Below are 26,601 nucleotides of genomic sequence, written 5' to 3' on the forward strand. Positions count from 1 at the left end.
ACGGGCCACCGGGGGCGCCACCGAGGATCGCGCGTGGCGGGGGCTACACGGCGACGGCCTCGGGCTCGGTCTCCGGGGCCCGGGTCTCGAGGGTGGTGCGCAGCGGCGCCTCCTTCACGAACAGCAGCAGCGTGAGCGACAGCAGCGCGAGCGGCACGATGTACAGGAACACCGGGGTGAGCGCGTCGTTGTACGAGCTCACGATGATGTCCTGCGCGGCCTGCGGCAGGTTCTGGACGGCTGCGGGCGTCAGCGAGTTGGCGTCGGCGAGCGCGGAGCCGCCGCCGTCCACCCGCTCCGACAGCAGCGCGACCAGGCGGTTGGTGAAGAGGGAGCCGACCACCGCGGCTCCGAGCGATGCGCCGATCTGCCGGAAGTAGTTGTTCGCCGCGGTCGCGGTGCCGACCATGGTCAGCGGGAAGGTGTTCTGGACGATCAGGACCAGGACCTGCATCTGCAGGCCAAGCCCCATCCCGAACACGGCCAGGTAGAGGCAGGTCACCCACACCGGCTGCGTGTAGGTCATGGTCGAGAGCAGGTACATCGCCACGGCGATGATCACGGATCCCGCGACCGGGTACCACTTGTACCGGCCGGTGCGGCTGACCGCGCGGCCCACGATGATCGAGGTGGGCAGCATCGCGCCCATCATCGGGATCATGAGCAGGCCCGCCGTGGTCGCGTCCACCTGGGCGACCATCTGCAGGTACGTGGGCATGTACGCGAGGGTGCCGAACATCGCGATGCCCATGAGCAGGCCCGCGCCCGTGGTGAGCACGAAGTTGCGCTCGCGGAACATGTGCAGCGGCATGATCGGCTCGGCGGCGCGGCGCTCGACGGCGACGAAGGCCGCGCCCGCGAGCACCGTGACGGCGATGAGCGAGAGGATGACCGGCGAGTCCCACTCGTACTGGCCGCCGCCCCACGAGGTGAACAGCACCAGCGCGGCGGAGGCGATCGCGATGAGCATCATGCCGGCGATGTCGAGGCGGGGCTTCGCACGCCCCTGCGGGTTCGGGTGGAGGAACAGGATGGCCGAGAGGATCGCGATCGCGCCCAGGGGGATGTTGATCCACATGCACCACCGCCAGCCGACGGACTCGGTGAACCAGCCGCCCAGCAGCGGCCCGATCACGGAGGCGAGGGCGAACACGCCGCCCATCACGCCCATGTAGCGCCCGCGCTCACGCGCCGGGACGATGTCCGCGATGATCGCCTGGGACAGGATCATGAGCCCGCCGCCGCCGAGGCCCTGGATCGCGCGGCCGACGATGAGCTCCGTCATGCCCTGCGACAGGCCGCCGACGATCGAGCCGACCATGAACAGCGAGATCGCGATGATGAACAGCGACTTGCGTCCGATGAGGTCGCCGAGCTTGCCGTAGACCGGCATCATGATGGTCGCCGCGAGGATGTACGCGGTGGTCACCCAGAGCATGTGGTCGACGCCGTCGAGCTCGCCGACGATCGTCGGCAGCGCGGTGGAGAAGATGGTCTGGTCGAGCGCGGACAGCAGCATGGCCGTCATGAGCCCGACGAAGACCAGCAGGATGCCCCTGCGGTCGGTGGGCGGCTCCGCGTGGGCGCGCGCCGATGAGGTGGTGGTCATGGCTCTTCTTCCTGGGGGGACGTGGCGCGGGTCAGGCGCCGGGGCAGACGATGCGTCGGACGCGGGAGATCGCGTCGTCGACGAGGGCGGCGATGTCGGGGCTGGCGACGTCCGCGGCGGTCCATTCGCGGCCGAGCTGCTGGAAGGCCGACATCGCGATCCCGTGGGTGAGGTGGCCCTCCCGCAGGGCGGCCTCCTCCGACAGGGCGGGGTCGGCGGCGCGCAGGCGTGCCGCCACCGTGGCGGCGACGCGCTCCTTCTTGTCGGCCACGCGGGTGAGCTGCGCGGCGTGCAGCACGGGCTCGCGCGCGAACAGCTCGCGGCGCATGCGCCAGATCTCCATGTCGGGCTCGTTCGCGAGGAACGTGGTCGCGAGCAGCGTCATCAGGTCCTCGAGCACGGTGCCGTCGCCGGCGAGGAACACCTCGACCTGCGCGTCGGTGAGCGGTGCGGGAGGGGCGCCGAGGAGCGCGCTCTCCTTCGAGCCGAAGTAGTTGAAGAACGTGCGAGCCGAGATGTCGCTCGCGTCGCAGATCGAGTCGACGGTGGTGGCGTCGAGACCGTGCTCGAGGGCCAGCTCGAGGGCCGCGCGCTCGACGCGCCGGGTGCGGCGCAGACGGTTGCGCTCACGCAGGCCCGTCGGGGCCGGGGTGGATGCGGGGGCCGCACCCGCGGCCTCCCGCGACGGTGCAGTGTGCATGTTCTGCATTCTTGCAGACTCTGCAAGTTTGCGTCAAGTGCACGAATCTTCCGCGCGCCAGAGACCCAGGTCCCGGATCGGGGGCGGTGAGGCGGTCGAGGGGGACGATGCGCGGGCGCGGCACCCGTGCCGCGTCAGCGTCCGCGGAGCTGGCGCAGGTCGGGGAGGTCGTCGTCGCGCGCGAGCTCCTCGATGTTGACGTCCTTGAAGGTGACCACGCGCACGTTCCGCACCAGCCGCGCGGAGCGGTAGACGTCCCACACCCAGGCGTCGGCCATGGTGACCTCGAAGTAGACGTCGCCTCCGGACGCCTTCACCTGCAGATCGACCTTGTTGCACAGGTAGAAGCGGCGCTCCGTCTCGACGACGTACTGGAACAGTCCCACGACGTCGCGGTACTCGCGGTACAGCGCCAGCTCGGCTTCGGTCTCGTAGTTCTCGAGGTCCTCGTGGCTCACCGGTCCATCATACGAACGCACGCCGCCCGCGCGCGTCACGCCTCGCGCGTCGGCAGCCTCCAGCTGACCCGATGGAGCGGCGACGGCCCGAGCCGCCGCAGCGCGTCCAGGTGGGCCGCGGCCCCGTAGCCCTTGTTGCCGTCCCAGCCGTAGGCGGGATGGTCGGCGTGCGCGGCCGCCATCAGCGCGTCGCGCTCCACCTTCGCGATCACCGATCCCGCGGCGATCGAGGCGCAGGCCCGGTCGCCCTTGACCACCATGGTGACGGGCGGCGCCTCCCACTCCCCCGCATCGTCCCCCAGGCCGCTGAACAGGTCCGCCGGCGGCGGCGTGAGCCAGTCGTGCGTGCCGTCGAGCAGGACGGCGTCGACGGGCAGCGCGATCTCCTCGAGAGCACGCCTGGCGGCGAGCCGGAGCGCCGCGACGATCCCGACGGCATCGATCTCGCCCGCGCTCGCGTGCCCGACCGCGCGGCCCTCGCCGAAGGTCGCGAGCGGCTCCATGAGCGCCTCGCGACGGGCGGCCGTCAGCAGCTTCGAGTCCGTGAGCCCTTCGGGCCAGGTCTCGCAGGGGCCGAGCACCACCACCCCGACCGAGACGGGACCGGCGAGCGCGCCGCGCCCGACCTCGTCGATGCCCGCGACCAGCCGTGCGCCCGCGTCCCACAGCGCGCGCTCGTGGGCGAGCGAGACGGTCACGTCAGTCGTCCTCGGAGACCGCCTGGTCCCCGAAGGGGTTGCCGACGCCGGTGAAGCGGTCGAGCGGCCACACGACGGCGAAGGTCGTGCCCACGACGTTGGCCCGCGGCACCGCGCCGCCGCCTGGGTCGCCCATGTGGGCCCGCGAGTCGGCGCTGTCGTCGCGGTTGTCGCCCATGACCCACAGGTAGCCGTCGGGGACCACCGCCGTGAAGGTGGTGCCGCAGGCGCGCGATCCCTCGGCGATGTAGGGCTCGTCGAGCGCCTCGCCGTTGACCACGACCGGTCCGTCCGGGTCGTCGCAGACGACCGTGTCGCCGGGCAGCCCGATCACACGCTTGATCAGGTGTTCGCCGGCGTCCTCCGGCAGGAGGCCCGTCCACGTGAGGACGTCCTTCACCACCAGGTGCAGCCCGCTCTGCTCCTCGGAGGAGTGGCCGAGCCAGTTGTTCGGGTCCTTGAAGACCACGATGTCGCCGCGTCGCAGCGGCAGCGGATCCGGCCGCCACTTGGTGACCAGGATCCTGTCGCCCACCTCGAGGGTCGGGACCATCGAGGGCGAGGGGATGTAGAACGACTGGAAGAAGAACGTCTTGATGATCAGCGAGAGCAGCAGCGCGCTCACGATCACCAGGGCGGTCTCCTTGACCCACCCCCACGCACGACGGCCGGCAGACGGATTCCCGTCTGCCGGCGCGTCGTTGGCGGTCGCGATGGTCAGCTCTCGCGCTTCTCGCGGATGCGCGCGGCCTTGCCGCGGAGACCGCGCAGGTAGTACAGCTTCGCGCGACGGACGTCGCCGCGACGGTCGACCTCGATCTTCTCGATGGTCGGCGCGTGGAGCGGGAAGACACGCTCGACGCCCACGCCGAACGAGATCTTGCGGACCGTGAAGGTCTCGCCGATGCCCTGACCCTGACGCGCGATGACGACGCCCTGGAACACCTGGATACGCGAGCGGTTGCCCTCGATGACCTTGACGTGGACCTTCACGGTGTCGCCGGCGCGGAAGGCCGGGATGTCGTCGCGGAGCTGGCCCGCGACCACGTTGTCAAGCTTCTGCATGACTCTCTCTCCTCGTACATGCCACAGGTCACGCACGGTTCTGCCCGAAGGCATTCGATGTGACAGCTGCGTCGCGGGCTGAGCCGGACCCCCTGTGGCAGATCCCGGCGCCGCGCGCACCGAGGATCTATTCTGCCATATCCGGGCGGGACGATGCGAGGGGCGCGGTGCGCGTCATCCTTCAGGGGGCAGCAGGTCGGGACGACGGGTCCGCGTGCGCTGCAGCTGCTGCTCGTGCCGCCACTCCTCGATGCGGGCGTGGTGCCCGCTGAGCAGGATGTCTGGCACGTCGTGACCCCGCCAGGTGGCCGGGCGCGTGTAGCTCGGGTATTCGAGCAGCCCGTCCGCATGGGACTCCTCGACGATCGACTGCGCGTTGCCCATGAATCCGGGGATGAGCCGCGTGACGGCCTCGGTCATGGCGAACGCGGCGACCTCTCCCCCGTTGAGCACGTAGTCGCCGAGGCTGACCTCGAGGACCCGGTGCCCGGCCGCGGCGTAGTGCTCCGCGACGCGCGCATCGATGCCCTCGTAGCGCCCGCACGCGAACACGAGCTGCGGCGCCGTCGCGAGGTCGGCGGCGAGCGCCTGGGTGAAGAGCGTGCCCGCGGGGCTGGGGATCACCAGCACGCCGCCTGGCTCGAGCACGTCGTCGATCGCCTTGCCCCACACGTCGGGCTTCATCACCATCCCGGCGCCGCCGCCGAACGGGGCGTCGTCGACCGTGCGGTGGACGTCCGGGGACCCGTCGGCCTTGAAGGCCGCGTAGTCGCGGAGGTCGTGCACGCGGGTCTGCACCAGCTCCGCCTGCCGCGCCTTGCCCAGCAGCGAGACGTCCAGGACCGAGAAGAACTCGGGGAAGATCGTGATCAGGTCGATGCGCATGGTCAGCCCGCGGTCTCCCCGGTGCTCTCCGGCTCCTCGCCCGCCAGCAGGCCGTAGGGCGGCGTCAGCACCACGCGTCCGCCGTCGAGATCGACCTCGGGCACGAACTCCTCGACGAACGGGATCATCGCCCGGTGACCGTTCGGCTCCTTCACGACCAGCACGTCCTGCGCCGGCATCGAGAGCAGGTCGACCACCTCGCCGACCGACGCGCCGTCGGGTCGCACCGCCGCGAGGCCCACGAGCTGGTGCACGTACCAGGCGTCGTCCTCGTCTGACTCGGCGCCGTCGAGCGTGAGCTCGACCCCGCGGGCGGCCTCCGCCGCGTCGCGATCGCCGATCTCCGCGAACTGCACGTACCAGCGGCCCGCCTGGACCCGCACCCGCGACACCGTGAGCGGACCCGCGGACGCCGGCTCCGTCTCGAACACCTCGCCCGGCACGAGCCTGTCGTCGGGGATGTCGGTCCGGAGCTCGACGGACACCTCGCCCTTGAGCCCATGGGCGCGTCCGATGCGCGCGACGGTCAGTCTCATGGGTCCAGGGTACGGTCCCCGCGGGTCCGGGAGCTCCTCGGCCCTGGCGGAGCGCTTCCCCGCGCGCTAGCGTGGAGAGGCCGGTTACCAGCGGAAAGGATCCTCGATGGCCAGCACCGTCAAGCGCCCTGCGGGTGTGACGTTCGTCGTGATCCTCACCTGGCTGTCCGCGCTGCTCGACCTGGTCGGCGGTGCGATGCTCGTGTGGCTGTCCTTCAGCACCGAGCCGATCGACGTCGACGTCACGGAGCGCCAGCTGCAGATCTACGGAGGCTCCCTGCTCGGGCTCGCGCTGGTGACGGCGGCCGTCGCGCTGGGGCTGGCCGCCGGGTCGCAGCTCTCGCGGGTCGTGGTGTACCTGCTCATGCTCGCGCGCATCGTCGTCGCGGGCTACGCTCTCGCGACGCTGGGCGACCTGACCCGCTGGCAGGCGATCGGCCAGATCGTCGGCGCGGCCCTCATCATCCTGATGCTGTCGACGCCGCGCGCCTCCGCGTTCTTCCGCGGGCCGCGTGCCTAGCCTGGAGTCGAGGAGCGGCGACGACGCCGTCGCCTCACCCAGGAGGCGACATGCCCACCGCTGAACGCACCCGACCCGGCAACGTCATCACCGTCATCATCCTGACGTGGCTGGCCGCGATCCTCGACGTCCTCGGCGGCGTCATCATGATGGCGCTGTCGCGCAGCTCGACGTTCACGGACGCTATCGAGGTCAGCGGCGCCACCGTGCTCATCTCGGGGATCGTCTCCGTCGCGGTCGGGCTGGTCACCGGGGTGGTCGCCGCGATGCTGGGCGCCGGCGCCGCGATGGCCCGGATCCTCGTCTCGGTGGTGATGGTCGTGCGGATCGCCGCCGGCGTCTACAGCCTCGTCCTGCTCGGGACGGGCGGCGCGATGTCGGCCGTCATCACCCTCCTGTTCGCGGTGCTCATCCTCGCCCTGCTGTGGAACAAGGCCGCCAACCGGTACTTCACCCACTGACCTCCCGGACGCGCAGAGGCCCCCTTCCCTGATGGGAAGGGGGCCTCTGATGCGAGAGATGTCAGGCGACGTCGACGATGTTGACGCGAACGTCGTCCCTGGCGACCGCCTCGACCACCGTGCGGATGGCCGTCGCGGTGCGACCGCGGCGACCGATCACGCGGGGGAGGTCGTCGGGGTGGACCACCACGTTGAGGGTGGTGCCCCGGCGCCCGGAACGCTCGGTCACGCGCACGTCGTCCGGGTTGCGGACGATGCTGCGGACCAGGAACTCGAGCGCGTCGACGACCATGCTTACGCGTCCTCGCCGTCGGTCGCCTCAGCGGCCTCGGCCTCGGGGGCCTCCTCGGCCTTCGCGGCGTCCTTCTTGGCGGCGGCGTCGGCCTTGGCCTTCTCGGCGGCGTCGGCGTGAGCCTTGATCGCGTCGGCGGCGTCGGCCTTGGCGACGGCGCCCTTGACGTTGTTGACGCCCTTCTCACCCTTGAAGGTGGCCCAGTCACCGGTCAGCTTGAGCAGCGCGGCGACCTGCTCCGTGGGCTGCGCGCCCACCGAGAGCCAGTACTGCGCACGCTCGGAGTCGATCTCGATGACCGAGGGCTCCTCGGTGGGGTGGTACTTGCCGATCTCCTCGATCGCGCGGCCGTCGCGGCGCGAACGCGAGTCCATCACGACCACGCGGTAGAAGGGGGCGCGCTTCTTGCCGAAGCGCTTCAGACGAATCTTGACAGCCATGGCTGTTGCTCCTTGATCATTCGGTGTGAGCCGGCGCTCGCTCCCCTGGGGAAATCAGAGGGGCCGCCGGCAAGACGAATCGGCTCACGCGGGTAGAGGGCCGCGATCACCAGCGACCCATTGTGCCAGAACCCGCCCGCCTCGACCAACACGCGGTGCGCTCAGCGCACGCTCGGCCAGCCCGGCGAGGTCTGCGCGTCGAACGTGCCGTCGTACCGCTCCCCCGTCACCACCATCACCTCGAGGCCCCGCCCGAGCGCAGGGGCGACGATGCGGGGGCCGCCCGCCGCGATGGCGGTCGCCCACGCGTCGACCTCCGTCAGGTCGGTCCCCGCGACCGAGACCTGCTGGAAGTGCCGGGCGACCTCGCCGGTCGCCGGGTCCCAGATGTGATCCACCACCTGCGCCCCGCCCGAGGTCGCGAGCGCGGTGAACGCGCCGCCGAGCGCCACCACGTCGATGACCGCCGTGCCCGTCGGATCGCCCTTCACCCGCGGGTCCGCGATGCCGACCCGCCGCTCCGTCCCCGGCGCGACCAGCACGTCACCCGAGGCTCCCACCATCCAGCCCGTGCCGCGAGCGCCGTCGAGGTGGCGCGCCGCCCGGGCGACCGCCCACCCCTTGACCAGGCCGGTCGGGTCGACCACGCCGTCGCCGCGGCGCGCGTCGAAGCCGCCCGCCGTCGCCTCGCGGAACCACTCGCACGCCTCCAGCACCTCGCGCAGCTCCCGCGGCGCCTCGTCGAGGGTCAGCTCGCCGCGCTCGACCATCCTCAGGTAGGAGTCCTCCCGCCACCGTGAGAACACGTCGTCCGCCCACTCGAGGGCGGCGTGGAACTGCGCCACCGCCGGCTCGCACGCCTCGGCGTCGGCGTCGTCGATCTCGACCACGAACGGCATGGCCATCGAGTGCACGGTGGTGCGGAAGGTCGTCATGCCCGGCATCATCGCAGGCGAACCTGGCAGGCGGCTGGGCGCGCGCTCACAGTCCGGCGGCGTCGAACGCCCCCTCGACGGACTCGAGGAAGCCCGGCGAGGTGAAGCTGGCGCCGGACACGTGGTCCACGTCCCACGTCTGCGCCGCCAGCACCCGCGCGGCGAGCTCCGGCACCGCGGTGGCGTTGATCCGGACGGACTGGGCGTCCTGGGTCCCCGCCGCGAGCGCCTCGACCGCGGTGACGGTGCCGTCGACCACGGTGATGCGGGCCTGGTAGTCGCCCCTCACGTTGGTCACCACCGGGCCGTCGACCACGACCGCATCGCCGGCGTCGGCGTCCGCGGTCGACGTCGGATCGGCCGTCGGCTCAGCGGTCGGATCGGCCGTCGCGGCGCCGTCCGGCTCGGCCAGGTCCAGGTCGGGCAGCTCCTTGGGCGACGCCGCCCAGCCGGCGCCCACGATCGCCACGCAGCCGCCGGCGACCATCACCGCACGCGACGCACGCATCGTCCACCCCCCGTCACCAGCCGAACCTCTCCTCATGGATGGCGTGCCGGGGCACCCCGGCCGCCCGCGCATCGTCCCGCACCCGCGTGGTCCAGGCGGGCGGGCCGCACACGTACACGTCACGGTCGGCGACGTCGGTCACCAGCGAGGCGAGCGTCTCGCCTGCCGCCGTGCCCCACCCGGTGGATGCCCGCGGCCCCTCCACGACGTGCAGCGCGACGCCGCGCTCCGCCGCGAGGGCGGCGACCTCGTCGAGCAGGGGCGCCTCGGACCGCGAGCGGACCCGGTAGATCAGCGCGGCGGGAGCGTCGTCGCCCTCGAGCAGCGCGCGCATGGGCGTGATGCCGATCCCCGCCGCGACGAGCACCGCGCCCGGCGCATGCGCGCTGTCCTCGGTGAAGACCCCCAACGGACCCTCGGCGACCACGCGGGTGCCGGGGCGCAGGGCGGCGAGGCCGCGCGAGTGATCGCCGGACGGCTTCACGGTGAGCCGCAGCGTGTCGGCCTCCGGCGCCCGCGACAGCGAGTACGGGTGCGCCTCGGTCCAGCGCTCCCGGTCGAGGAACCGCCACAGCATGAACTGGCCGGGACGGGCGCGGAGGCGGTCGAGGCCGCGACCCGCGAGCACGATGCTGGTGGACCCGTCCGCGAGCGGCTCCACCGACGCCACCCGCAGGCCGTGGGCGGAGGTCCGGATCGCCGGCACGACGATCCGCCAGAGCAGGAACGAGCCCAGGGCGAGCACGTAGAGCACGAGCCAGAACCACCACGCGGCACCCGCGTCGCGGAAGGTCGACCCCTCGAGGAACTGGTGCGGCACCGCCGCGGCCACTCCCACGTACACGAGGAGGTGGACCGCGTGCCAACGCTCGTACCGCCAGCGCCGGCGGACGGCGACCAGGGAGGTCGCGGCGATCACCAGGAAGATCCCCAGCGCCGCCTGCGCGGCGATCATGAACCATCCCAGCTCCCAGAACGCGGCGCTCTGGGACAGCACCGAGTGCCCGTCGTACTGCGCCGACACCACCGTGATGATGCCGGCGTGGACCAGCATGAGGATCACGACGGGCTTGCCGAGGCGCGTGTGGACGGCGGCGACGCGATCGTGGCCGAAGGCGCGCTCGACGAAGGGCGCGCGCGAGATCAGCGTCATCTGCACGAGCACCAGGATCGCGGCGACGATGCCGGTGAGGCGTCCCGCCGCATAGATCCCGTCGAGCGCCGAGGTGGCGAGGAGCGCGCCGTCTGCGATCGCGAACGCGATCCCGATCGCGCACAGCAGGTAGATCGAGCCCTCGAGCCCGTCACGCCACCACGAGCGCGCCGCCTGGCGACGCGCGTAGGTCGCGTGGGTCATCGTGCCTCCGGGGTCGATCGGCAGCGGGTTCCGTCACATCCTACGAAGGCGGTGCCGCGTTCCGGCAACCGTGCTCAGCCGGGACGTCTCTTCGCGGCGGTCGACGGGGTCTCCGCTCACGGGAGCGCCAGGACGATCACCGGCGACGCCGCCCCGGTGTCACCGTCGGCGTCCCGGATCACGGCGACGAGGTAGTTGTACCCGCCCTCGGTGACGGAATCGGTGAGCGTCACGGGGATGTCCACGCTCCCGCTCGTCACGGTTCCGGAGATCACCTCGACCACGACCGCGCTGTTGATCTCGTACGGATCGACGTCGACGCCACCGCCGGACTGCTCGAACATGGCGCCCTCGACCCGCAGGAGCTCGTACGTCGCACCGGCGGGGCCGGTGAGCGTGACGGTCTGCGCCACATCGGTCACGTCCGCCGGTCCGGCCCCGACGCCGGCCACCGAGATGGTCGGTGCGGCGGCGGCGTCAGCCTTGGCGATCGCGATCGCGCCCCCGTCGCTGCCGTCCGAGAAGAGCGTCGCGACGTGGGTCTCGCCGTTGGAGAACGTCATGGTGACCGTCGCGCCCGTCAGCTCGAGCCCCGAGACGGATCCCGACTCGCCTGGCCCGGGCGAGCCCGTGCCCTTGATGCTGGTCGGGTCGATGTCCACCTGGAAGCCGAACGCGTAGGCGCCCGAGCCATCGTCACCCTCGTCGAAGTCGTCGAACTCGAGGTGCAGCGTGCGGAAGCCGTCCTGGTACGGATCCAGGAAGGCATCGGTGAGCGGCTGCGGCGCGTCCGGCCCGCAGTTCTCACCGGAGATCAGCTGCGTGGTCAGGCCCGTAGCCGCGGCGCCCGAGTTGGGAACGAAGCAGACATCGGTGTTGTCGCCCGCGGTGGTCCCGTCGTCCGGGTCGAAGACCAGATCGGGGAGGATCGCCGTCGACAGGTCGAACTCGACGGAGGTGAGGAGCACGCCGGGGTCGCTCTCGTTCGTGATCTGGATCGTGTTCGTCCCCCACGTCGACGTGTTGAGCGCGCCGCCGGGCGTGACCTCGACCCGTGCCTGGGCGATCGGGGCCGGGTCCACCGGCGGGTCCGGGTCCACCGGCGGGTCCGGGTCGACCGGCGGGTCGGTCGGGGTCACGAAGAGATCAGTCCAGGCGGCGTCGAACGGCTCCGCGGCGCCGCGCGAGGTCGCGATGATGCCGGCCGCGAGGGTCGACGCAGGATCGCCGGTCTCGAGGTACGCGGGGCCGTCGAACCACGACATCGGGATGGTCATCTCCGGGAGCACCACCGGCGTGCCGTCGTCGACCACGTAGGACGGCACCACGGTCGCCTCGGTCGTCCCCGGCGTGACGTCGAGGATCAGCCCGACGTATGCGGCGTCGACGGCGTCGGGAGCAGCGGGCGCGTTGACCTCCACGACCGTGTCGTCGACCTCCTTGAGCGCCTGGATGACCACTCCACCGTCGTAGGCGAGCGCGAACCTCAGATAGTTCGACTGCGTGCCGTCACCGATGAACACCCCCTGCGCCGCGAAGTCCTGTGCCGCGCCGGCGAACGCGGGATCGGTGCTCGCGAACGACGGCGCCGCGATCGTGGTCTCGACACGGAAGGGCGTGCCCGCCGTGTCGACACCCACCTGCAGAGCGTCCATCTGGTCGTTGCCGCCGGCGAACGCGTCGCCCTCCTTGACCTCGTTGATCTGGATCAGCGGCGAGGTGCCGCCCCAGATCACGTCCGTCCGGTTGAGCAGGTCGAGGTAGTCGTCACCCGCGCCGGCGCCCTTGTCGGTGGCGTTCACCATCAGACCGGTGAGCCCCGCACCCTCGAAGCCGCCCGCGTTCTGGGTGGCGTCGAACGTGAGGAGGATCTCGGTGGTCCCCACGCCGTTGGTCGGGTCCACCTGGAACGGGTCGACCACGTCGGCCAGGCCGTCGTTGTCGTCGTCGGGGTCCGTGACGTCACCGATCAGGTCGCCATCGAAGTCCGGCGGTCGCGACCCGTTGTTGCACGGCGCCGTCCCGCTCGCCACCTCGTCGGCGTTCGTGTAGCCGTCGCCGTCGCTGTCCGCAGCCGGGTCCGACGGGTCGCACGCCGCGCCGCCCGCGGGCTCCCACAGCACGATGCTCGCCGCCGCCTGGTAGGCGACGGCCGCCACCAGGCCCGGGAACTCCTCGTCGTCGCCCTGCGCGACCACGTCGAGCGGGTAGGCGCCGAAACCGGAGAACAGCTCGACCTTCTGCGTGGTGAGCGACAGCCCGTCCGCCGACGGGATCATCGCCCAGATCACACCGTTGCCGGTGTAGGAGGCCGTCAGCAGCGCCCCCTCGAGCGCGCCCCCGAAGACCGACGAGGCGGTGTACTCGGTGATGCCGTTCGTCGAGGAACCGAAGGTCGTGAGCGCGCCGTCCAACCCGGCGGGCAGGTACTCGCACTCGCGCGGATCCTGGTACCAGGCCCCCGGGATGGCCGCTCCGAAGTTCTCGACGCCGTCGGGCAGCCCGAGGGGGTTGCCGCGAGTGACGTTCGGGTGCCCACCGTAGTCGCCGGCGTTCGCCCGATGAAGCTGGTCGGGCTTGGTCGTTCCGCCCGCGGCGTACGACGAGTCGACGCACAGGCCGTTCTCCACCGTGGCGTCGCCCGCCCCCGTGATGTCGTCGTCGACGTAGCTCGCGCTCGGGGCGTGCCCCCAGCCACCGTTCGGCCCGTTGTCCACGGTGAAGAAGTTGCCGTTCTCGGTCAGCACCACGTCGTAGGCGTTCCGGTAGCCGGGCGAGTGGATCTGGACGGGGCCGCCCTCGATCAGCATGGCCATGTTGGCGCCGCCCTGCCCGCCCCACGGCATGACGCCCGCGCCGGGGTTGGGGCCGGAGCTGATCGTGGGCAGGAGGTACTTGTAGTCGACACCGTCGATGGTCTGCGTGGGCATCGCGTCGATGGCGCCGAGGTCGATGCTCAGGATCGCGGAGCCGAGCGCGTACTCGGGGAGCTGGTCCATGTTGTTCGAGCGGGCACCCTGGTTGGTGTTGCCACCCGAGGTGATGTACGCCATGTTGGCGCCCGGATCGATCTGGATGCCGCCGAGCATGTGGTCGTGCTGGGAGCGCGGAAGGCCCGCGACCAGGACGAGGTGCTCCCATGAGCTGCCCGTCCACGAGACCCGCGAGAGCGCGCCCGAGTTGGTGTCGATGGCGGTTCCGCCGTTGATCATCGGGTGGTTCGAGGTGACGTAGATGACGGGGTTCGCCGCGGTGCCCTCCACGAGGATGCCGAGGATCACCCTGCCGGTCATGGTCGGCTGCGCCGTGCCCTGGTCATCGTGGTTCGGGATCTCCTTCACCACGTCGATCTGCTCGCTGGCGGTGACGACGTAGGTCCCCGGAACGCTGTAGTCGGTACCCTGCTCACGCTCCACCGTGTAGGCGAAGATCGTCCCGTCGATCTGCGCGACGTAGAGCCTGCCGTCGGGACCCCAATCGAGGGTGGTCGCGGACTGCGACACCTCGCCGCCGAGCTGCGACTGGTTCCACGAGAGCGCGTCGATCGACAGATCCGTCACGCCCACACCCGACAGCGGCACGATCAGGCTGCCCGTCTCGCCGTCACGCTCGTAGTCGAACGTGGCGGTGGCGGAGTGCGACGCCACGCTCGACGGATCGAAGGCGAGGTCGACCGTGGCTCCCGCTCCTGGCGCGATCGCCGCGCCCGGCAGCGCGCCCGCGGAGAACTGCGGGTCGGAGACGGTCACGCCCGTGATGGTCACCGCGCCCTCGCCCGACGCGCCCGTGTTGAGGAGCTGCACCGGCACGGTGTTGCTGCCGCCGTCCACGAGCGTGTCAGGGAAGGTCACCGCATCGGGGTCGGCCGCGAGCGCGTCGGCGATCGGCGTCGACTCGGCGCCCGTGCCCGTGAGCGCGACATCGACCTCGCCGGAGCCCGCGGAGCTCGAGTACGCGACCGTCATGGTGGCGGTGTCGACGCCCGTCGCGGTCGGCGCATAGGTGACAGCGACCGACGAGGACTGTCCCGGCGCGATCGACGAGACGCTGGGAGCGCCCGTCGAGAACACCAGGTCCGGCGAGACGGTGATCGCGTCGATCGTGATGTCCGGGTCGCCCGCACCGCCCGTGTTGACGAGGTCGATGGACGCGCTCGAGGATCCACCCACGATCGCCGAACCGAGGTCGAGCGATGTGGCTTCGGGGATCAGGACGCCCGGCTCGGGGACCGTCTCGACGATCTCGATGGCGTTGATCAGCGGGTTCTCCACGATCCCGGTGAAGCCGATGTCGACCGCGCCGTCCGAGTACACAGGGATGGCGAACATGTGCCCGACCTGGTGGCCGAACTGCGCCGACAGGTCGATGGCCGACAGCTCCGGCGGCACCACGCCGTCGATGCTGATGTCGAACACGCGCTGGCCGGGCTGGGAGGTCCCGCCCCACCCGTTCGCCGCGTAGAGGCGCACCTCGACCCACGTGCCCGCGGGCACGTCGAACGAGTAGGCCATGGTGCTCGTCGTGTCGTACCGCTCGGACGAGAAGACCTGCGGCGGGGTCGTCGCCGGCACCGACGCGTCGGGAGTCGAGTTGACGGAGATGCCGCCGTTCGAACCCGCGGCCACCAGGTAGTCGGACGGGATCGAGCTCGTGTCGATCTGCCACGGAGGGCCGTCGTCCAGGGCCGCAAGCGTCGCTCCGCCCGAGTTCACGCGGTACAGCACCGTGCCGGAGGACAGCACGGGCACACCGGTGCCGGAGAGCGGCACGCTCACCGTCTGCGGGGCTCCGGAGCCCTGGTAGTCCACCACGAGCGAGCCGCTCACCGGGCCGTCGCTCGACGGCGCGAACGTGACGTCGAGCGAGACGCTGTCGCCGCCGGCGACGGATGTGCCCGTCAGGTCCGGATCGATCGCGAAGTCGTCACCGGCGCTCACCGACAGGATCGTCAGCTCAGGGTCGCCGACGGCGCCCAGGTTGGTGAGTGCGAGCGTCTGCGCCGCAGACGTGTCTCCGACCGTCACACCGCCGAAGGACAACGCGTCGGGGGTGGCGGCGAGGATGCCGTCGTAGGAGGTGAGGTCGGTGATCTCGATACCCTTGAGCGCCGGGTTCTGCGCCACGTGCAGGAACACCAGGTCGAGCGTCGAGTCCGTGGCGGTGAACTCCACGGTGCGCGCCATCGCGCCGGCCGCGCCCGCCTGGGCGAAGGCGTCGATGCCGTCGAACTCAGCCGGGACCGCACCTTCGAGCGAGACGTCGAACACGCGCTCGCCCACCGTGTCGATGCCCGCGTACAGCTCCGCGAACAACAGGCTGACCCGGTACGTGGAGCCCACCGTCACCGGGAAGGCCCAGGTCATCTCGTCCCCGCCGGAGTTGTCCCAGCGCTCGGTCTCGAACACCGCCGCCGCGGCGCTCGCCGGCACGCTCGCGTCGCTCATGTCGATCGGACCTGAGTACGCGCTGCCCGCTCCCAAGGCGTACGTGTTGTTGCTGCCACCGACGCGGTACGGCGAGAGCGACGCGCCCGAGTCGGCACCCCAGTCGGGGCTCGTGCCGTCCGCGGCGGCCACCAGCGGGCCGCCCACGTTGATGCGGTACACCACGTTCTCGACCGGCGCCGAGCCGGCCTCACCTGTGCCGGCGAGCGGCACCACGAGGCTGGCGGTCTCGCCATCCCGCTCGTAGTCGATGGTCGCGGTGGCGGTCTGGCTGCCTGCGGCAGCGGGATCGAAGGTGAAGTCCACGTCCGTCGTGGCACCCGGGTCGATCGCCGCGACCGGCAGGGCGCCACCGCCGAACTGCGCGTCGGAGATGGTGATCGCCGTGACGGTGATGGCCGACTCGCCCACGGCGCCGGCGTTCGCCAGCTGCACGGACACGGTGCTCAGGCCGCCGTCGACCAGGGTCGCGGGGAAGGTCACCGACGCGGGGTCGGCCGTCAACGCGCTGCCGATCGGCGTCGGCTCGACACCGGACCCGCTGAGCGGCACCTCGACCGTCGCGGCGCCCGCGGTGCTCGAGTACGCGACGGTGAGGGTGTCCGAGTGCGCCCCCGCGCCGGTCGGCGCGTAGGTGACGTCGAGCGCGACGGTTCCGCCCGGGCCGACCACCGTGGTGCTCGGCGCGCCGGCGGAGAAGTCCGTACCCGTGGCCAGGGTGATCGAGTCGATGGTGATGGCCGGGTCGGGCACGACCCCGACGTGGGTGAGGGTGAGCGCCTGCGGCGCCGAGGAGACGCCGACGTTCACGGCTCCGAAGTCGAGCGCGGCGGGGGACGCGGCGAGAGCGACCTCGCTGGACGAGATCTCGACGATCTCGATGCCCTTGAGCGCGGGGTTCTGCGCGACATGGAGGAACTCGAGGTCGAGCGTGCCGTCCGCCGCAAGCACCTCGACGGTGCGCGCCATGGCGCCGGTCGCACCCGCCTGGGCGAACGGGTCGATGCCGGAGAACTCGGTCGGCACCGCACCGTCCACCGAGACGTCGAACACGCGCTCGCCGACCTGGTCGATGCCCGAGTACAGCTCCGCGAACAGCAGGCTCACCCGGTACGTGGAACCGACCGTGACCGGGAACGCCCACGCCATCTCGGTGCCGCCCGAGTTGTCGTAGCGCTCGGTCTCGAACACCTCGGCGGGCGCGCTCGCGGGCACGCTTCCGTCGCTCATGTCGATCGGGCCGGAGTACGCGCCTCCACGCCCGAGCCCGTACGTGTTGTTGCTGCCGGCCACGCGGTACGGCGAGGTGGACCCGCCCGTGTCGGCGCTCCAACCGGGGCTGGACCCGTCCGCGGCGGCCACCGCGGGGCCGCCCACGTTGATCCGGTACACCACGTCCTCGAGGAGCGCCGCGGACGTGGGGCTCGCCTGTACGACCAGCGCTCCCAGCAGCAACACCAACAGCGTGGCGGCCCAGCCCGCCCTCATGGACTTCCGCGTCGTCATCGTGGCCATGTTTCTCCCCCCAGAACCCAGGCTCGACTCGAACCTAGCGAAGATGGGGGTTTGTCCACAAGATGCAGTTTTTCCGATTTGACCGCTACGGCGAGCGGCCGGCCGCGGGAGGCGCGGGGTTCTGCGCACGGGGACGTCGCGCCGAGGCCTCGCGCTCGCGACGCCGTCGGCGTCGGATCAGCGGGTCAGGACCGCCCGCCTCACCAGGAGAACTCCTCGGCGTGCAGGTGCTTCTGTGAGAGTCCCGATGCCTCGGCGTCGGCGAACAGACTCTCGACCCACGCCGTCGGCCCGCACGCGTAGACGTCGGCGTCGGCGATGTCGGGGACCAGCTCCGCGATCCGGACAGGGTTCTCGGCGGGGCTCCACCCGTCACCGCGGGGGCCCGTGAGAACGTGCACACGGGCGCCTCGTTGCTCGGCGATCGCGATCACCTCGTCCAGGTGGGGCGCCTGCTCGATGCTGGACGCACGGGCGATGACCGTGCAGCGACCAGGATCGATGTCGGCGGTCTCGAGGAACGCCAGGATGGGCGTGATGCCGATGCCCGAGCCGGCCAGCACGAGGTGGTCGCCCGTGCGGGTCTTCTCGGTGAACACGCCGAGCGGCCCCTCGACCATCACCGTGGTGCCGATCTTGAGCTCGTTCATGCGCGCCGAGTGGTCCCCGAGCGGCTTGACCGTGATGCGCATCCAGCGGTCCAGCGGGGCGCGCGACAGCGAGTACGGATGCGCCTCGCCCCACAGGTCCTTCTGCAGGAAGCGGAAGAGGAAGAACTGGCCGGCCTCCGGCCTCATCCGGAGCAGGTCGCGCCCCGTCAGGGTGATGACCGTCGAGCCGTCGGCGAGCGTGTCGATCGCGGCCACCGAGATGCGGTGCCGGAAGTACCGCACCAGCGGGCGGACCACGCGGTACGCGATCAGCCCTCCCACCGCCACGGTCCACAGCGTGAGCCAGTACCACCAGGCGAAGTCCATGGCCATGAAGGTCTCGCCGTCGGTGAACTGATGCGGGATGGCGAGGCCGACCGCGATGTAGCTGAAGATGTGGACCGCGTGCCAGTTCTCATACCTCCAGCGCGAGCGGACCAGCGCGAGCGAGGTCACCACGACGATCGTGAGCACCGCGAACCCGGCCCACGCGAGGAACATCGGGCCGCCGTACGCGACGATCAGCTGCCACGTCTGGTCCCAGATCCCGGTCTGGGTGGGCAGCGCGTAGCCCAGCACCAGGGTGACGATGTGCGCGAGCATGACCAGGAAGCCCATGCGTCCCAGCTGCCCATGAAGGCGCGCCGCGCGGTCGTGACCGACCACGCGCTCGACCACCGGCATGCGCGCGATCAGGATGAGCTGGCCCATGATCATGGTCGACGCGACGATCCCGGTGATGCGGCCCATGGTGACGAGGAACCCGGAGAGCGACGTCACGTCGACGGTGCCCGAGGAGAGCATGAAGGCGAGCGAGCCCACCCCGACGAGCCAGAGCGCGGCCTCGACGGAGTCCTTCCAGCGGCTGCGGCGGGCGGCCCGCCGGCGGCGCTCATCGCGCTTGCGGCGCGCCTCCTCCTGCCCGGTGGCGGGGACGGCCCAGCTCAGCGAGGTCATGCCAGACCCGCCGCCTGCATCGCGGAGAGCACGGCCTCCTCGACGCCCTCGGACGTGTAGCTCGCGCCGGAGATGTAGCCGACGTCGGTCGACTGCGCCTCGAGGATGGCGTCCTCGAGCTGGGGGATCGCGTACTCGTTGATCTGCTGCGACTTGTGATCGGCCTCGCCGTCCTGCAACCAGGTGATGGCGGTCATGACGCCGTCCACCACCGTGATCTCGGCCTGGAAGTTCCCGTACCTCGTGGTCACGGCGGAGCCGTCGAACGTACCCGAGACGCTGGTCGTCGAACCCGTCGAGGTATCGGTGGACGCGTCCGTCGACGTGTCGGTCGAGGTATCGGTGGAGGTGTCCGTCGAGGAGCCGGTCGAGCTCTCCGTCGACGAACTCGCCTCCGGCGTGGCCTCGGTGGTGGCGGTCGAGTCGCTGGTCGTCGTCGAGTCCGACGTGTCGAGGGTGGCGGCCTCGGCGGTGGAGGTGGTCGTCGACTCTCCGCCGGAGAAGAGGCCCGACCCGCTGGCGGCGCCGGCCGTCAGCAGCACGGCCGAGAGGCCCGTGACGATGATGCCTGAGGATCGCTTCATGACACCAATATCACCGCCTGCCCCTGAGAGGACTCACAGGCGGACCTCAGAGTTCGCTGGGACGCGGCGGGGTCACACCAGCGCGCCGCGCAGCATGACGTGCCGCGGCGACGCGAGGGCGGCGATGTCCACCCGCGGATCGGCAGCGTAGACCACCAGGTCCGCAGGCTCGCCCTCCTCGAGCACGGGGGCGCCGAGGAAGGCCCGTGCGCGCCATGAGGCGATCGCGACCACCTCGTCCGCGGGGATGCCGGCCTCGACCAGCAGCGCAGCCTCGTCCGGCAGCACCCCGTGCCCGATGGTGCCGCCCGCATCGGTCCCGACCAGGAGGGGGACCCCGGCCTCGTGCATCGCGCGGACGTGGGCGAAGCGCCGCTCGTGCATCGCGCGCATCCGGGCGGAGTAGGCGGGGAACTTCTCGGCACCCTGCTCGGCGTAGCCCTCGAAGTTCGCCACCTGGAGCAGCGTCGGGACCACCGGGATGCCGCGGCGCACGCACTCCTCCACGTGCTCCGGCTGAAGACCGGTGCCGTGCTCGATGCAGTCGATCCCGCCGTCGAGCAGCGCGTCCGCGGCCTCGGTCGCGAAGGTATGGGCGGTGACCCGCGCGCCTTGCTCGTGCGCGGCGGCGATACCCTCCGCCAGCACGTCGGCGGGCCACAGCGGGGTGAGGTCGCCGGCGTCGCGGTCGATCCAGTCGGCGATGATCTTGACCCAGCCGTCGCTCTTGCGCGCCTCCTCCGCCATCACCGCGGGCAGGTCGGAGACCTCGATCTCGCGGGCGTAGTACCGGAGGTACCGCTTGGGGCGCGCGATGAATCGCGCGGCGCGGACGATGCGCGGGGCGTCGGCGACGGCGTCGAGGAACCGGGTGTCGGTGGGCGAGCCCGCGTCGCGGATCAGCAGCGTGCCGGCGTCGCGGTCGACCATCGCCTGCTTGAGCGCGAGATCGCGGTCCACCTCGCCCCCGCTGTCGAGTCCCACGTGGCAGTGGACGTCGACCAGCCCGGGCACCACGACGCCGTCCAGGGTCGCCGTGACCGGGGCCGCGGGCTCGCGGTAGGTGATGCGGCCGTCCACCACCCAGGCACCGTCGCGGACGTCTCCGTCGCCCGCGAGGACCGGTCCCGAGAGGCGGATCGCCACGTCAGCGGCCCAGGTACTTGCCGAGACCCTCGCCGAGCGAGGCGCGGTCGACCTCCTGCGGCGCCGGCTGCCCGATCCCGAAGGCGGAGCCCGCCTGCTGCGAGGGACCGTTCACCGCCCGATCGCGGGCGGCCGCCTCCTGCTGGGCGCGCTTCGCCGGGTTGCCGGACTTGCCCTTCACCTTGCGCTGCGGGGCCTGCTTGCCCTTCGACTTCTTCCCGCCGGGGAGACCGCCGAAGGCGCCCGGGCCCCCGCCGGCGCCCGGCATCGCGGGCATGCCGCCGCCCCGCGACATCGCGCGCATCATCTGCTGCGCCTGCTCGAACCGCTTGATCAACGAGTTGATCTGGGCGACCGACGTGCCGGATCCCGCGGCGATGCGGGTGCGACGCGAGCCGTTGAGGACCTTGGGGTTCTCGCGCTCGAGCGGCGTCATGGACTGGATGATCGCCTCGGTGCGCACCAGCTCGCGCTCGTCGAAGTTCTCGATCTGGTCGCGGACCTGGCCCATGCCGGGAAGCATGGTGAGCATCTTCTTCATCGAGCCCATGTTCTTGAGCTGCTGCATCTGCGACAGGAAGTCCGCAAGCGTGAAGTCCTCGCCCTTGCTGACCTTCTCCGCCATGCGCTCGGCCTCGGCCTGGTCGAACGTGCGCTCGGCCTGCTCGATGAGCGTGAGGATGTCGCCCATGTCGAGGATCCGCGACGCCATCCGGTCCGGGTGGAAGACCTCGAAGTCGTCGAGCTTCTCACCCGTCGACGCGAACATGATCGGGCGGCCCGTGACCTCGGCGACCGACAGCGCGGCACCGCCGCGCGCGTCGCCGTCGAGCTTGGTGAGCACCACGCCCGTGAAGTCGACGCCCTCCTGGAAGGCGGTCGCGGTGGCGACGGCGTCCTGACCGATCATCGCGTCGATGACGAACAGCACCTCGTGCGGCTCGACCGCCTTGCGGATGTCGCCGGCCTGACGCATCAGCTCCTGGTCGATGCCGAGCCGGCCCGCGGTGTCGACGATCACGACGCTGTGCTGGCGCTGCTCGGCCTCCTTGAGACCCTTCTTCGCCACCTTGACGGGATTGCCGCGCGGGCGCTCGTCCTCGCGGGTCACGCCCGGCTCGGGTGCGAACACCGGCACGCCGGCGCGCTCGCCGACCACCCGGAGCTGGGTGACGGCGTTCGGGCGCTGCAGGTCCGCCGCGACGAGCAGCGGCGTGTGGCCCTGCTGCTTGAGGTGATGGGCGAGCTTGCCCGCGAGCGTGGTCTTGCCCGCGCCCTGCAGACCCGCCAGCATGATCACGGTCGGGCCGTTCTTCGCGAACCGCAGCGGGCGGGACTCGCCGCCGAGGATCGCGATGAGCTCCTCGTTGACGATCTTGACGACCTGCTGTCCGGGGTTCAGGGCCTGCGAGACCTCGATCCCGAGCGCGCGCTCGCGGATGTTGCCGGTGAACGTCCGCACCACCGGCACGGCGACGTCGGCGTCGAGCAGCGCGCGGCGGATCTCGCGGATGGTGCCGTCGATGTCGGCCTCGGAGAGGCGACCCTTGCCCCGCAGATTGCGGAACGTCTCTGTCAGGCGATCGGAGAGGTTGGCGAACACGGAAATCCCTTCACAACGTGCGCACCAGCCTACCGTCCCCCACCGGCCTCCCCCGTGGCCAGCGCCCGCCGGGCGCGATCGGTGAGCGAGTCGATCAGCTGCGCGCGCCAGGCCGTCCACGCCTTCGGGCCCGCCGCCTTGGAGTCGGCCTCGGTGAGCGCCCGGAGCAGCTCGAGCAGGTCCGCGCGGTGGTCGACGGCCTCGAGCAGGCGCGCCACCGTCTCGGGGGCCTCGGGGTCCTTGGTGGTCGCGAGCGACGCGAGCGTGAGGTGCTCGCGGACGAGCCTCTCGAGGTCCGCCGCAGAACCCTCCGACAGGCCCATGCGGGAGGCGATGCGCGGGATGAGCGCCGCGCCGTCCATCGAGTGGTCGGTCGCGCCGGCGCGCTTTCCGATGTCGTGGAACAGGGCGGCCAGCAGCAGCAGGTCCAGCTGCGGGACGCCGCGACGGTGCCGTCCCGCGAGCACCACGGCCTCGAGGTTGTGCCGGTCGACCGTGAACACGTGGATCGCGCTGCGCTGCGGACGGTTGCGGACCCCGTCCCACTCGGGGATCCACCGCACCACCTGGCCCCAGAGGTCGACCGCCTCCCAGACGCCGACCAGGTGAGAGCTGGAACGGAGCAGGTCGCGGAGGTGCTGGCGCGCCTCGGACGGCCACGGCTCGGGAAGGTCGGGGGCGCGGCGCATCGACTCGAGCAGCGTCGGCGTGAACGTCAGCCCGGTGGTAGCGGCGACGGCGGCGGCGCGCAGCGGGAGCAGCGCGTCCTCCTCGACGGGGTGATGCGGCGCCAACGCGAGCTCGCCGTCGACGTCGATCAGGCCGGGAGCGACCGAGACATGGCGGGGCGCGGCCGCGCGCCGGCGCGCCAGGAACGCGCGGCTGCCGACGCCGGACCGCTCGAGGGAGCGGCGCGCGCCGCGCTCGGTCGTGTCCAGCGCGAACGCGACCGTCCGCCCGGCCTCGGCCAGACCGGCCAGGAGGTCGTCGGGGTCGTCGAAGCCGACCCGCTCCGCGACCTCCGGCGCCAGGTGGCGGCCCAGGACGTTGACCGCGCGGCCCGACTCCATCTGGATCGCGTCGCGGACGTCCATCAGGAAGTCGCCGGCGGCGTCGACGGCGCCGTGCGGGCGGTCGGTCAGCCAGGTGGCGGAGAGCGCCGTGAGGCTCGTGAAGTCGCGCATCCCGCCGCGCGCCTCCTTGAGGTTCGGCTCGATCAGGTACGCCAGCTCGCCATGCCGCTCGGCGCGGGCGCGCGAGGCCGCCAGGAGGTCGGGCAGACGCTTGCGCGACGCCGCGCGCCAGTCCTGGTAGATGTAGGTGCGAGCCTGCTGGATCACCTGCTCGTCACCGGCGATCGCGTGCAGGTCGAGCAGCCCGGCGGCTGCGGCGAGGTCCTTCTGCGCCACCTGTCGGCACTCCGTGAGCGTGCGGGTCGAGTAGTCCAGCTCGAGACCCTCGTCCCAGATCGGGTACCAGAGGCTCTGCGCGAGGTCGGCGACGGTCTGCTTCGCGTGGGTCGATCCGTCGTGCAGGATCACCAGGTCCAGGTCCGACGCCGGACCGAGCTGGTTCCGGCCGAGCGACCCCACGGCGCCGAAGGCGATCCCCGACTCCAGGCCCGGGGCGTGCTGGAGCCAGTGCTCGCGGAGCCGCGCGAGCACGAACGCGGTCAGCTGCTGGCGCCGCTCGCGACCGGGGACGTTCTCGGCATAGAGCTTCTCGGCGAGCTCCCGGCGGACGCGCTTGAGGTCCCGCACCCCCAGGGGGTGCGGGACCTCAGCGTCGGAGCCGTCACGTGCAGGGACGTCACGGCCCGACATGGATGGAGCGGAGTCCCTTAGAGGGCGTCCGCGCCGTGCTCGCCGGTGCGAACACGCGCGACGTCGTCGACGGGGACGACCCACACCTTGCCATCGCCGATCTTGCCGGTCTGCGCGGCCGAGACGATCGCCTCGGTCACGGTGGCGGCGTCGGCGTCGTCCACGAGGACCTCGAGACGGGTCTTCGGGACCAGGTCGACCGTGTACTCGGCGCCACGGTAGACCTCGGTGTGGCCCTTCTGGCGGCCGTAGCCGGCAGCCTCGGACACGGTGACGCCCTTGACGCCCGCGGCCTCGAGGGCCGCACGGACCTCGTCGACGCGGTGGGGCTGGATGATTGCGGTGACCAGCTTCATGGTTACTTGACCTCCTCGTAGGCGGTCTCGCCGTGAACGGCGAGGTCGATACCCGACACCTCAACATCCTCGCTCACACGGAGACCCATCGTGTACTTGATGAGCAGACCGATGATGAGCGTCGCGATCGCCGAGTAGACGATCGTGACGGCCGCAGCCGCGGCCTGGACGCCGAGCAGGGTGATGCCGCCGCCGAAGAACAGGCCGGCGTCGCCGTTGATCGCCTCGGTGGCGACCAGGCCGATGGCCAGGGTGCCCCAGAGGCCGGACACGAGGTGGACGCCGACGACGTCGAGCGAGTCGTCGTAGCCGAGCTTGTACTTGAGGCCGACCGCGAGGGCCGAGAGCACACCGGCGAAGAAGCCGATGATGATGGCGCCCCAGGTGTCCACCGACGCACAGGCGGGGGTGATGGAGACCAGACCGGCGACCACACCGGAGGCGGCACCGAGCGAGGTGGCCTTGCCGTCGCGGATCTTCTCGGTGATGAGCCAGCCGAGCATGGCGATCGCGGTGGCGACGGTGGTGTTGACCCACGCGACGGCCGCGTAGCTGTCGGCGGCGAACGCCGAACCGGCGTTGAAGCCGAACCAGCCGAACCACAGGAGCGCGGCGCCGAGCATGACGAACGGCAGGTTGTGCGGACGCATGGGCTCCTTGCCGAAGCCCTTGCGGATGCCGAGCAGGAGGGCGAGCACGAGGCCCGCGACACCGGCGTTGATGTGGACGACCGTTCCACCGGCGAAGTCGTACGGGCCGGGCAGGTCCGCGAAGAGCGGGCCGCCGCCACCGAGGAGCGCGTCGAAGCCCTCACCGGCGGTACCGGTGCCCCACACCCAGTGGGCGACGGGCGAGTAGACCAGGATGACCCAGAGGAACGCGAAGACCAGCCAGGAGCCGAACTTCATACGGTCCGCGACCGATCCGGAGATCAGGGCCACGGTGATGATCGCGAAGGTGGCGCCGAAGCCGGCCGCGATGATCGCGCCGGCGTCGCCGGACTCGAGCGTCGCGATCATGCCGAAGTCACCGAACGGGTCACCGAACAGGTTGTTGACGGTCTCGCCACCACCCGAGATCGAGTAGCCGAACAGGACCCAGGCGAGCACGCCGACGCCCATGGCGCCGAAGCTCATCATCATCATGTTCAGGACGGACTTGCTTCGCGACATGCCGCCGTAGAAGAACGCCAGTGCGGGCGTCATCAGCAGCACCAGCGAGGCCGAGACGAGGAGCCAGCCGACTGCTCCCACGCCATCGGCGTATGCCATTGCGTCTTCCATTGGTTGTCTCTCCTTTTCGCTAGCCCTCCGGCTAGTCAACGATGAGACTTCCCTAGAACTGTTACCCCTGAACGACCTCCGTGTTTCCGAACGGTTACATCAGGGGGTCAAGCGTAAAAGGTGTGTTGCATGACCATGCAGAGAGGAACGATGCGGACATCTCGCGCGTCCTCGCGACGGCTCACCATGCCGCGTCGACGAGCCAGCGACCGTCGACGCGCACGAGGTCGTAGGTCCATTCCTCGGTGTCGCTGGTGCCGTCCGACCATGTGACCTCCTCGACCGCGGTCAGACGGGCCTCTCCCCCGTCGACCTCGAGCGCGGTGATCTGCATCGACCACGACGGGAGGTCCGCCTCCGTGAACGGCTCGCCCATCTCGGCGCAGTACTCGTCGGCGCTGCCGCCGCGGTAGGCCGCCGTGGTGAGGGCCGCCTCGGCCGCGCAGTCGTTCGCGTACCAGGCGTCGAGATAGTCCGCGTAGGCGTCGGCGACCGCGCGCTCGTCCGCGGAGGCCACCGCCACCGGCGCGCCCGTCGCGTCGGAGGCCTCACCCGCGCCGATCAGGGCGGGGACCAGCACGAGGGCGACCACCACGCCGACGCCGACCACGAGCGCGATCGCCGCCGCGGCGACGCCGATCCACAGCCCCGTGCGGCGGGCGGGGCGAGGCGCGACGGCCGGCTGCTGCACATGCTCCGTCCACGCGGAGCCGTCCCACCAGCGCAGCGCGCCGTGACCGTCCGGATACCAGCCGGGTGCAGGGCTCTCGCTCACC

At 71.2% G+C, this 26,601-nt stretch carries 24 protein-coding genes; 2 read left to right on the top strand and 22 right to left on the bottom strand.

The features are described from left to right. Nucleotides 1–43: 43 nt before the first annotated feature. From QQX13_RS09815 to rimM, 8 genes are all read right to left on the bottom strand, one after another. Complete coding sequence (locus QQX13_RS09815; RefSeq protein ID WP_301153292.1) at nt 44–1,609, bottom strand: MDR family MFS transporter; 1,566 nt, start codon at nt 1,607–1,609, stop codon at nt 44–46. Between the two features lie 31 nt (nt 1,610–1,640). Next, nucleotides 1,641–2,309, bottom strand: coding sequence for a TetR/AcrR family transcriptional regulator (locus tag QQX13_RS09820; RefSeq protein WP_301153293.1), 669 nt, complete (start codon nt 2,307–2,309; stop codon nt 1,641–1,643). A 134-nt stretch (nt 2,310–2,443) separates the two neighbouring features. Continuing rightward, a complete protein-coding gene (locus QQX13_RS09825; RefSeq protein WP_301118439.1) occupies nt 2,444–2,767 on the bottom strand; it encodes a DUF2469 domain-containing protein in 324 nt (107 codons plus the stop codon). A 35-nt stretch (nt 2,768–2,802) separates the two neighbouring features. Beyond that, nucleotides 2,803–3,465: a ribonuclease HII gene (rnhB, locus tag QQX13_RS09830; RefSeq protein ID WP_301153294.1), complete on the bottom strand. Its 663-nt coding sequence runs from the start codon at nt 3,463–3,465 to the stop codon at nt 2,803–2,805. A 1-nt stretch (nt 3,466) separates the two neighbouring features. Further along, entirely contained in the window at nt 3,467–4,096 is a 630-nt protein-coding gene (lepB, locus tag QQX13_RS09835; protein WP_301118441.1) for a signal peptidase I, read from the bottom strand. 86 nt (nt 4,097–4,182) lie between these two features. Beyond that, nucleotides 4,183–4,530 carry a 50S ribosomal protein L19 gene (gene rplS, locus QQX13_RS09840; RefSeq protein WP_301118442.1) on the bottom strand — a complete coding sequence of 116 codons (348 nt, stop codon included), beginning with the start codon at nt 4,528–4,530 and terminating at the stop codon, nt 4,183–4,185. A gap of 174 nt (nt 4,531–4,704) precedes the next feature. Continuing rightward, the gene (gene trmD, locus QQX13_RS09845; RefSeq protein WP_301118443.1) at nt 4,705–5,415 is read right to left on the bottom strand and encodes a tRNA (guanosine(37)-N1)-methyltransferase TrmD; all 711 of its coding nucleotides are present in this window, start codon (nt 5,413–5,415) and stop codon (nt 4,705–4,707) included. Nucleotides 5,416–5,417: 2 nt separating this feature from the next. Next, entirely contained in the window at nt 5,418–5,951 is a 534-nt protein-coding gene (rimM, locus tag QQX13_RS09850) for a ribosome maturation factor RimM (RefSeq protein WP_301153296.1), read from the bottom strand. A 106-nt stretch (nt 5,952–6,057) separates the two neighbouring features. Between rimM and QQX13_RS09855 the strand changes: the two genes are divergently transcribed. Continuing rightward, nucleotides 6,058–6,471: a hypothetical protein gene (locus QQX13_RS09855; protein WP_301153297.1), complete on the top strand. Its 414-nt coding sequence runs from the start codon at nt 6,058–6,060 to the stop codon at nt 6,469–6,471. 50 nt (nt 6,472–6,521) lie between these two features. Then, nucleotides 6,522–6,932 (top strand): hypothetical protein, encoded by a 411-nt coding sequence (locus tag QQX13_RS09860; protein ID WP_301153298.1) that lies wholly within the window; start codon nt 6,522–6,524, stop codon nt 6,930–6,932. A 61-nt stretch (nt 6,933–6,993) separates the two neighbouring features. Here the strand turns inward: QQX13_RS09860 and QQX13_RS09865 are convergent, their stop codons facing one another. From QQX13_RS09865 to QQX13_RS09930, 14 genes are all read right to left on the bottom strand, one after another. Then, nucleotides 6,994–7,224, bottom strand: a complete 231-nt coding sequence (locus QQX13_RS09865; protein WP_062301210.1) for a KH domain-containing protein — start codon at nt 7,222–7,224, stop codon at nt 6,994–6,996. Nucleotides 7,225–7,226: 2 nt separating this feature from the next. Beyond that, the gene (gene rpsP, locus QQX13_RS09870; protein ID WP_301118447.1) at nt 7,227–7,664 is read right to left on the bottom strand and encodes a 30S ribosomal protein S16; all 438 of its coding nucleotides are present in this window, start codon (nt 7,662–7,664) and stop codon (nt 7,227–7,229) included. A gap of 161 nt (nt 7,665–7,825) precedes the next feature. Beyond that, a complete protein-coding gene (locus QQX13_RS09875; protein WP_301153300.1) occupies nt 7,826–8,599 on the bottom strand; it encodes an FAD:protein FMN transferase in 774 nt (257 codons plus the stop codon). Between the two features lie 46 nt (nt 8,600–8,645). Beyond that, nucleotides 8,646–9,107, bottom strand: coding sequence for an FMN-binding protein (locus tag QQX13_RS09880; RefSeq protein ID WP_301153302.1), 462 nt, complete (start codon nt 9,105–9,107; stop codon nt 8,646–8,648). Between the two features lie 13 nt (nt 9,108–9,120). Then, the gene (locus QQX13_RS09885) at nt 9,121–10,464 is read right to left on the bottom strand and encodes a ferredoxin reductase family protein (RefSeq protein ID WP_301153303.1); all 1,344 of its coding nucleotides are present in this window, start codon (nt 10,462–10,464) and stop codon (nt 9,121–9,123) included. Between the two features lie 116 nt (nt 10,465–10,580). Further along, the gene (locus QQX13_RS09890; RefSeq protein ID WP_301118451.1) at nt 10,581–17,414 is read right to left on the bottom strand and encodes a choice-of-anchor D domain-containing protein; all 6,834 of its coding nucleotides are present in this window, start codon (nt 17,412–17,414) and stop codon (nt 10,581–10,583) included. A 209-nt stretch (nt 17,415–17,623) separates the two neighbouring features. Next, nucleotides 17,624–19,030 (bottom strand): ferredoxin reductase family protein, encoded by a 1,407-nt coding sequence (locus QQX13_RS09895; protein WP_301118452.1) that lies wholly within the window; start codon nt 19,028–19,030, stop codon nt 17,624–17,626. Continuing rightward, on the bottom strand, nt 19,027–19,614 hold the full coding sequence (locus QQX13_RS09900; protein ID WP_301118453.1) for an FMN-binding protein: 588 nt from the start codon (nt 19,612–19,614) through the stop codon (nt 19,027–19,029). The genes QQX13_RS09895 and QQX13_RS09900 overlap by 4 nt, the downstream gene beginning before the upstream one ends. A gap of 72 nt (nt 19,615–19,686) precedes the next feature. After that, nucleotides 19,687–20,760, bottom strand: a complete 1,074-nt coding sequence (locus tag QQX13_RS09905; RefSeq protein WP_301118454.1) for an amidohydrolase family protein — start codon at nt 20,758–20,760, stop codon at nt 19,687–19,689. A 1-nt stretch (nt 20,761) separates the two neighbouring features. Next, a complete protein-coding gene (gene ffh / locus QQX13_RS09910; protein ID WP_301118455.1) occupies nt 20,762–22,363 on the bottom strand; it encodes a signal recognition particle protein in 1,602 nt (533 codons plus the stop codon). A 29-nt stretch (nt 22,364–22,392) separates the two neighbouring features. Next, the gene (locus tag QQX13_RS09915; RefSeq protein WP_301118456.1) at nt 22,393–24,186 is read right to left on the bottom strand and encodes a [protein-PII] uridylyltransferase family protein; all 1,794 of its coding nucleotides are present in this window, start codon (nt 24,184–24,186) and stop codon (nt 22,393–22,395) included. Between the two features lie 17 nt (nt 24,187–24,203). After that, a complete protein-coding gene (locus QQX13_RS09920; protein ID WP_042215355.1) occupies nt 24,204–24,542 on the bottom strand; it encodes a P-II family nitrogen regulator in 339 nt (112 codons plus the stop codon). A gap of 2 nt (nt 24,543–24,544) precedes the next feature. After that, complete coding sequence (locus tag QQX13_RS09925) at nt 24,545–25,813, bottom strand: ammonium transporter (RefSeq protein WP_301118457.1); 1,269 nt, start codon at nt 25,811–25,813, stop codon at nt 24,545–24,547. Nucleotides 25,814–26,006: 193 nt separating this feature from the next. After that, nucleotides 26,007–26,600, bottom strand: a complete 594-nt coding sequence (locus QQX13_RS09930; RefSeq protein ID WP_301118458.1) for a DUF2510 domain-containing protein — start codon at nt 26,598–26,600, stop codon at nt 26,007–26,009. Between the last annotated feature and the right edge of the window lies 1 nt (nt 26,601).

Origin of the sequence: Demequina lignilytica (genome assembly GCF_030418375.1) — a bacterium.
In the GTDB taxonomy this organism is placed as follows: Bacteria; Actinomycetota; Actinomycetes; order Actinomycetales; family Demequinaceae; genus Demequina; species Demequina lignilytica.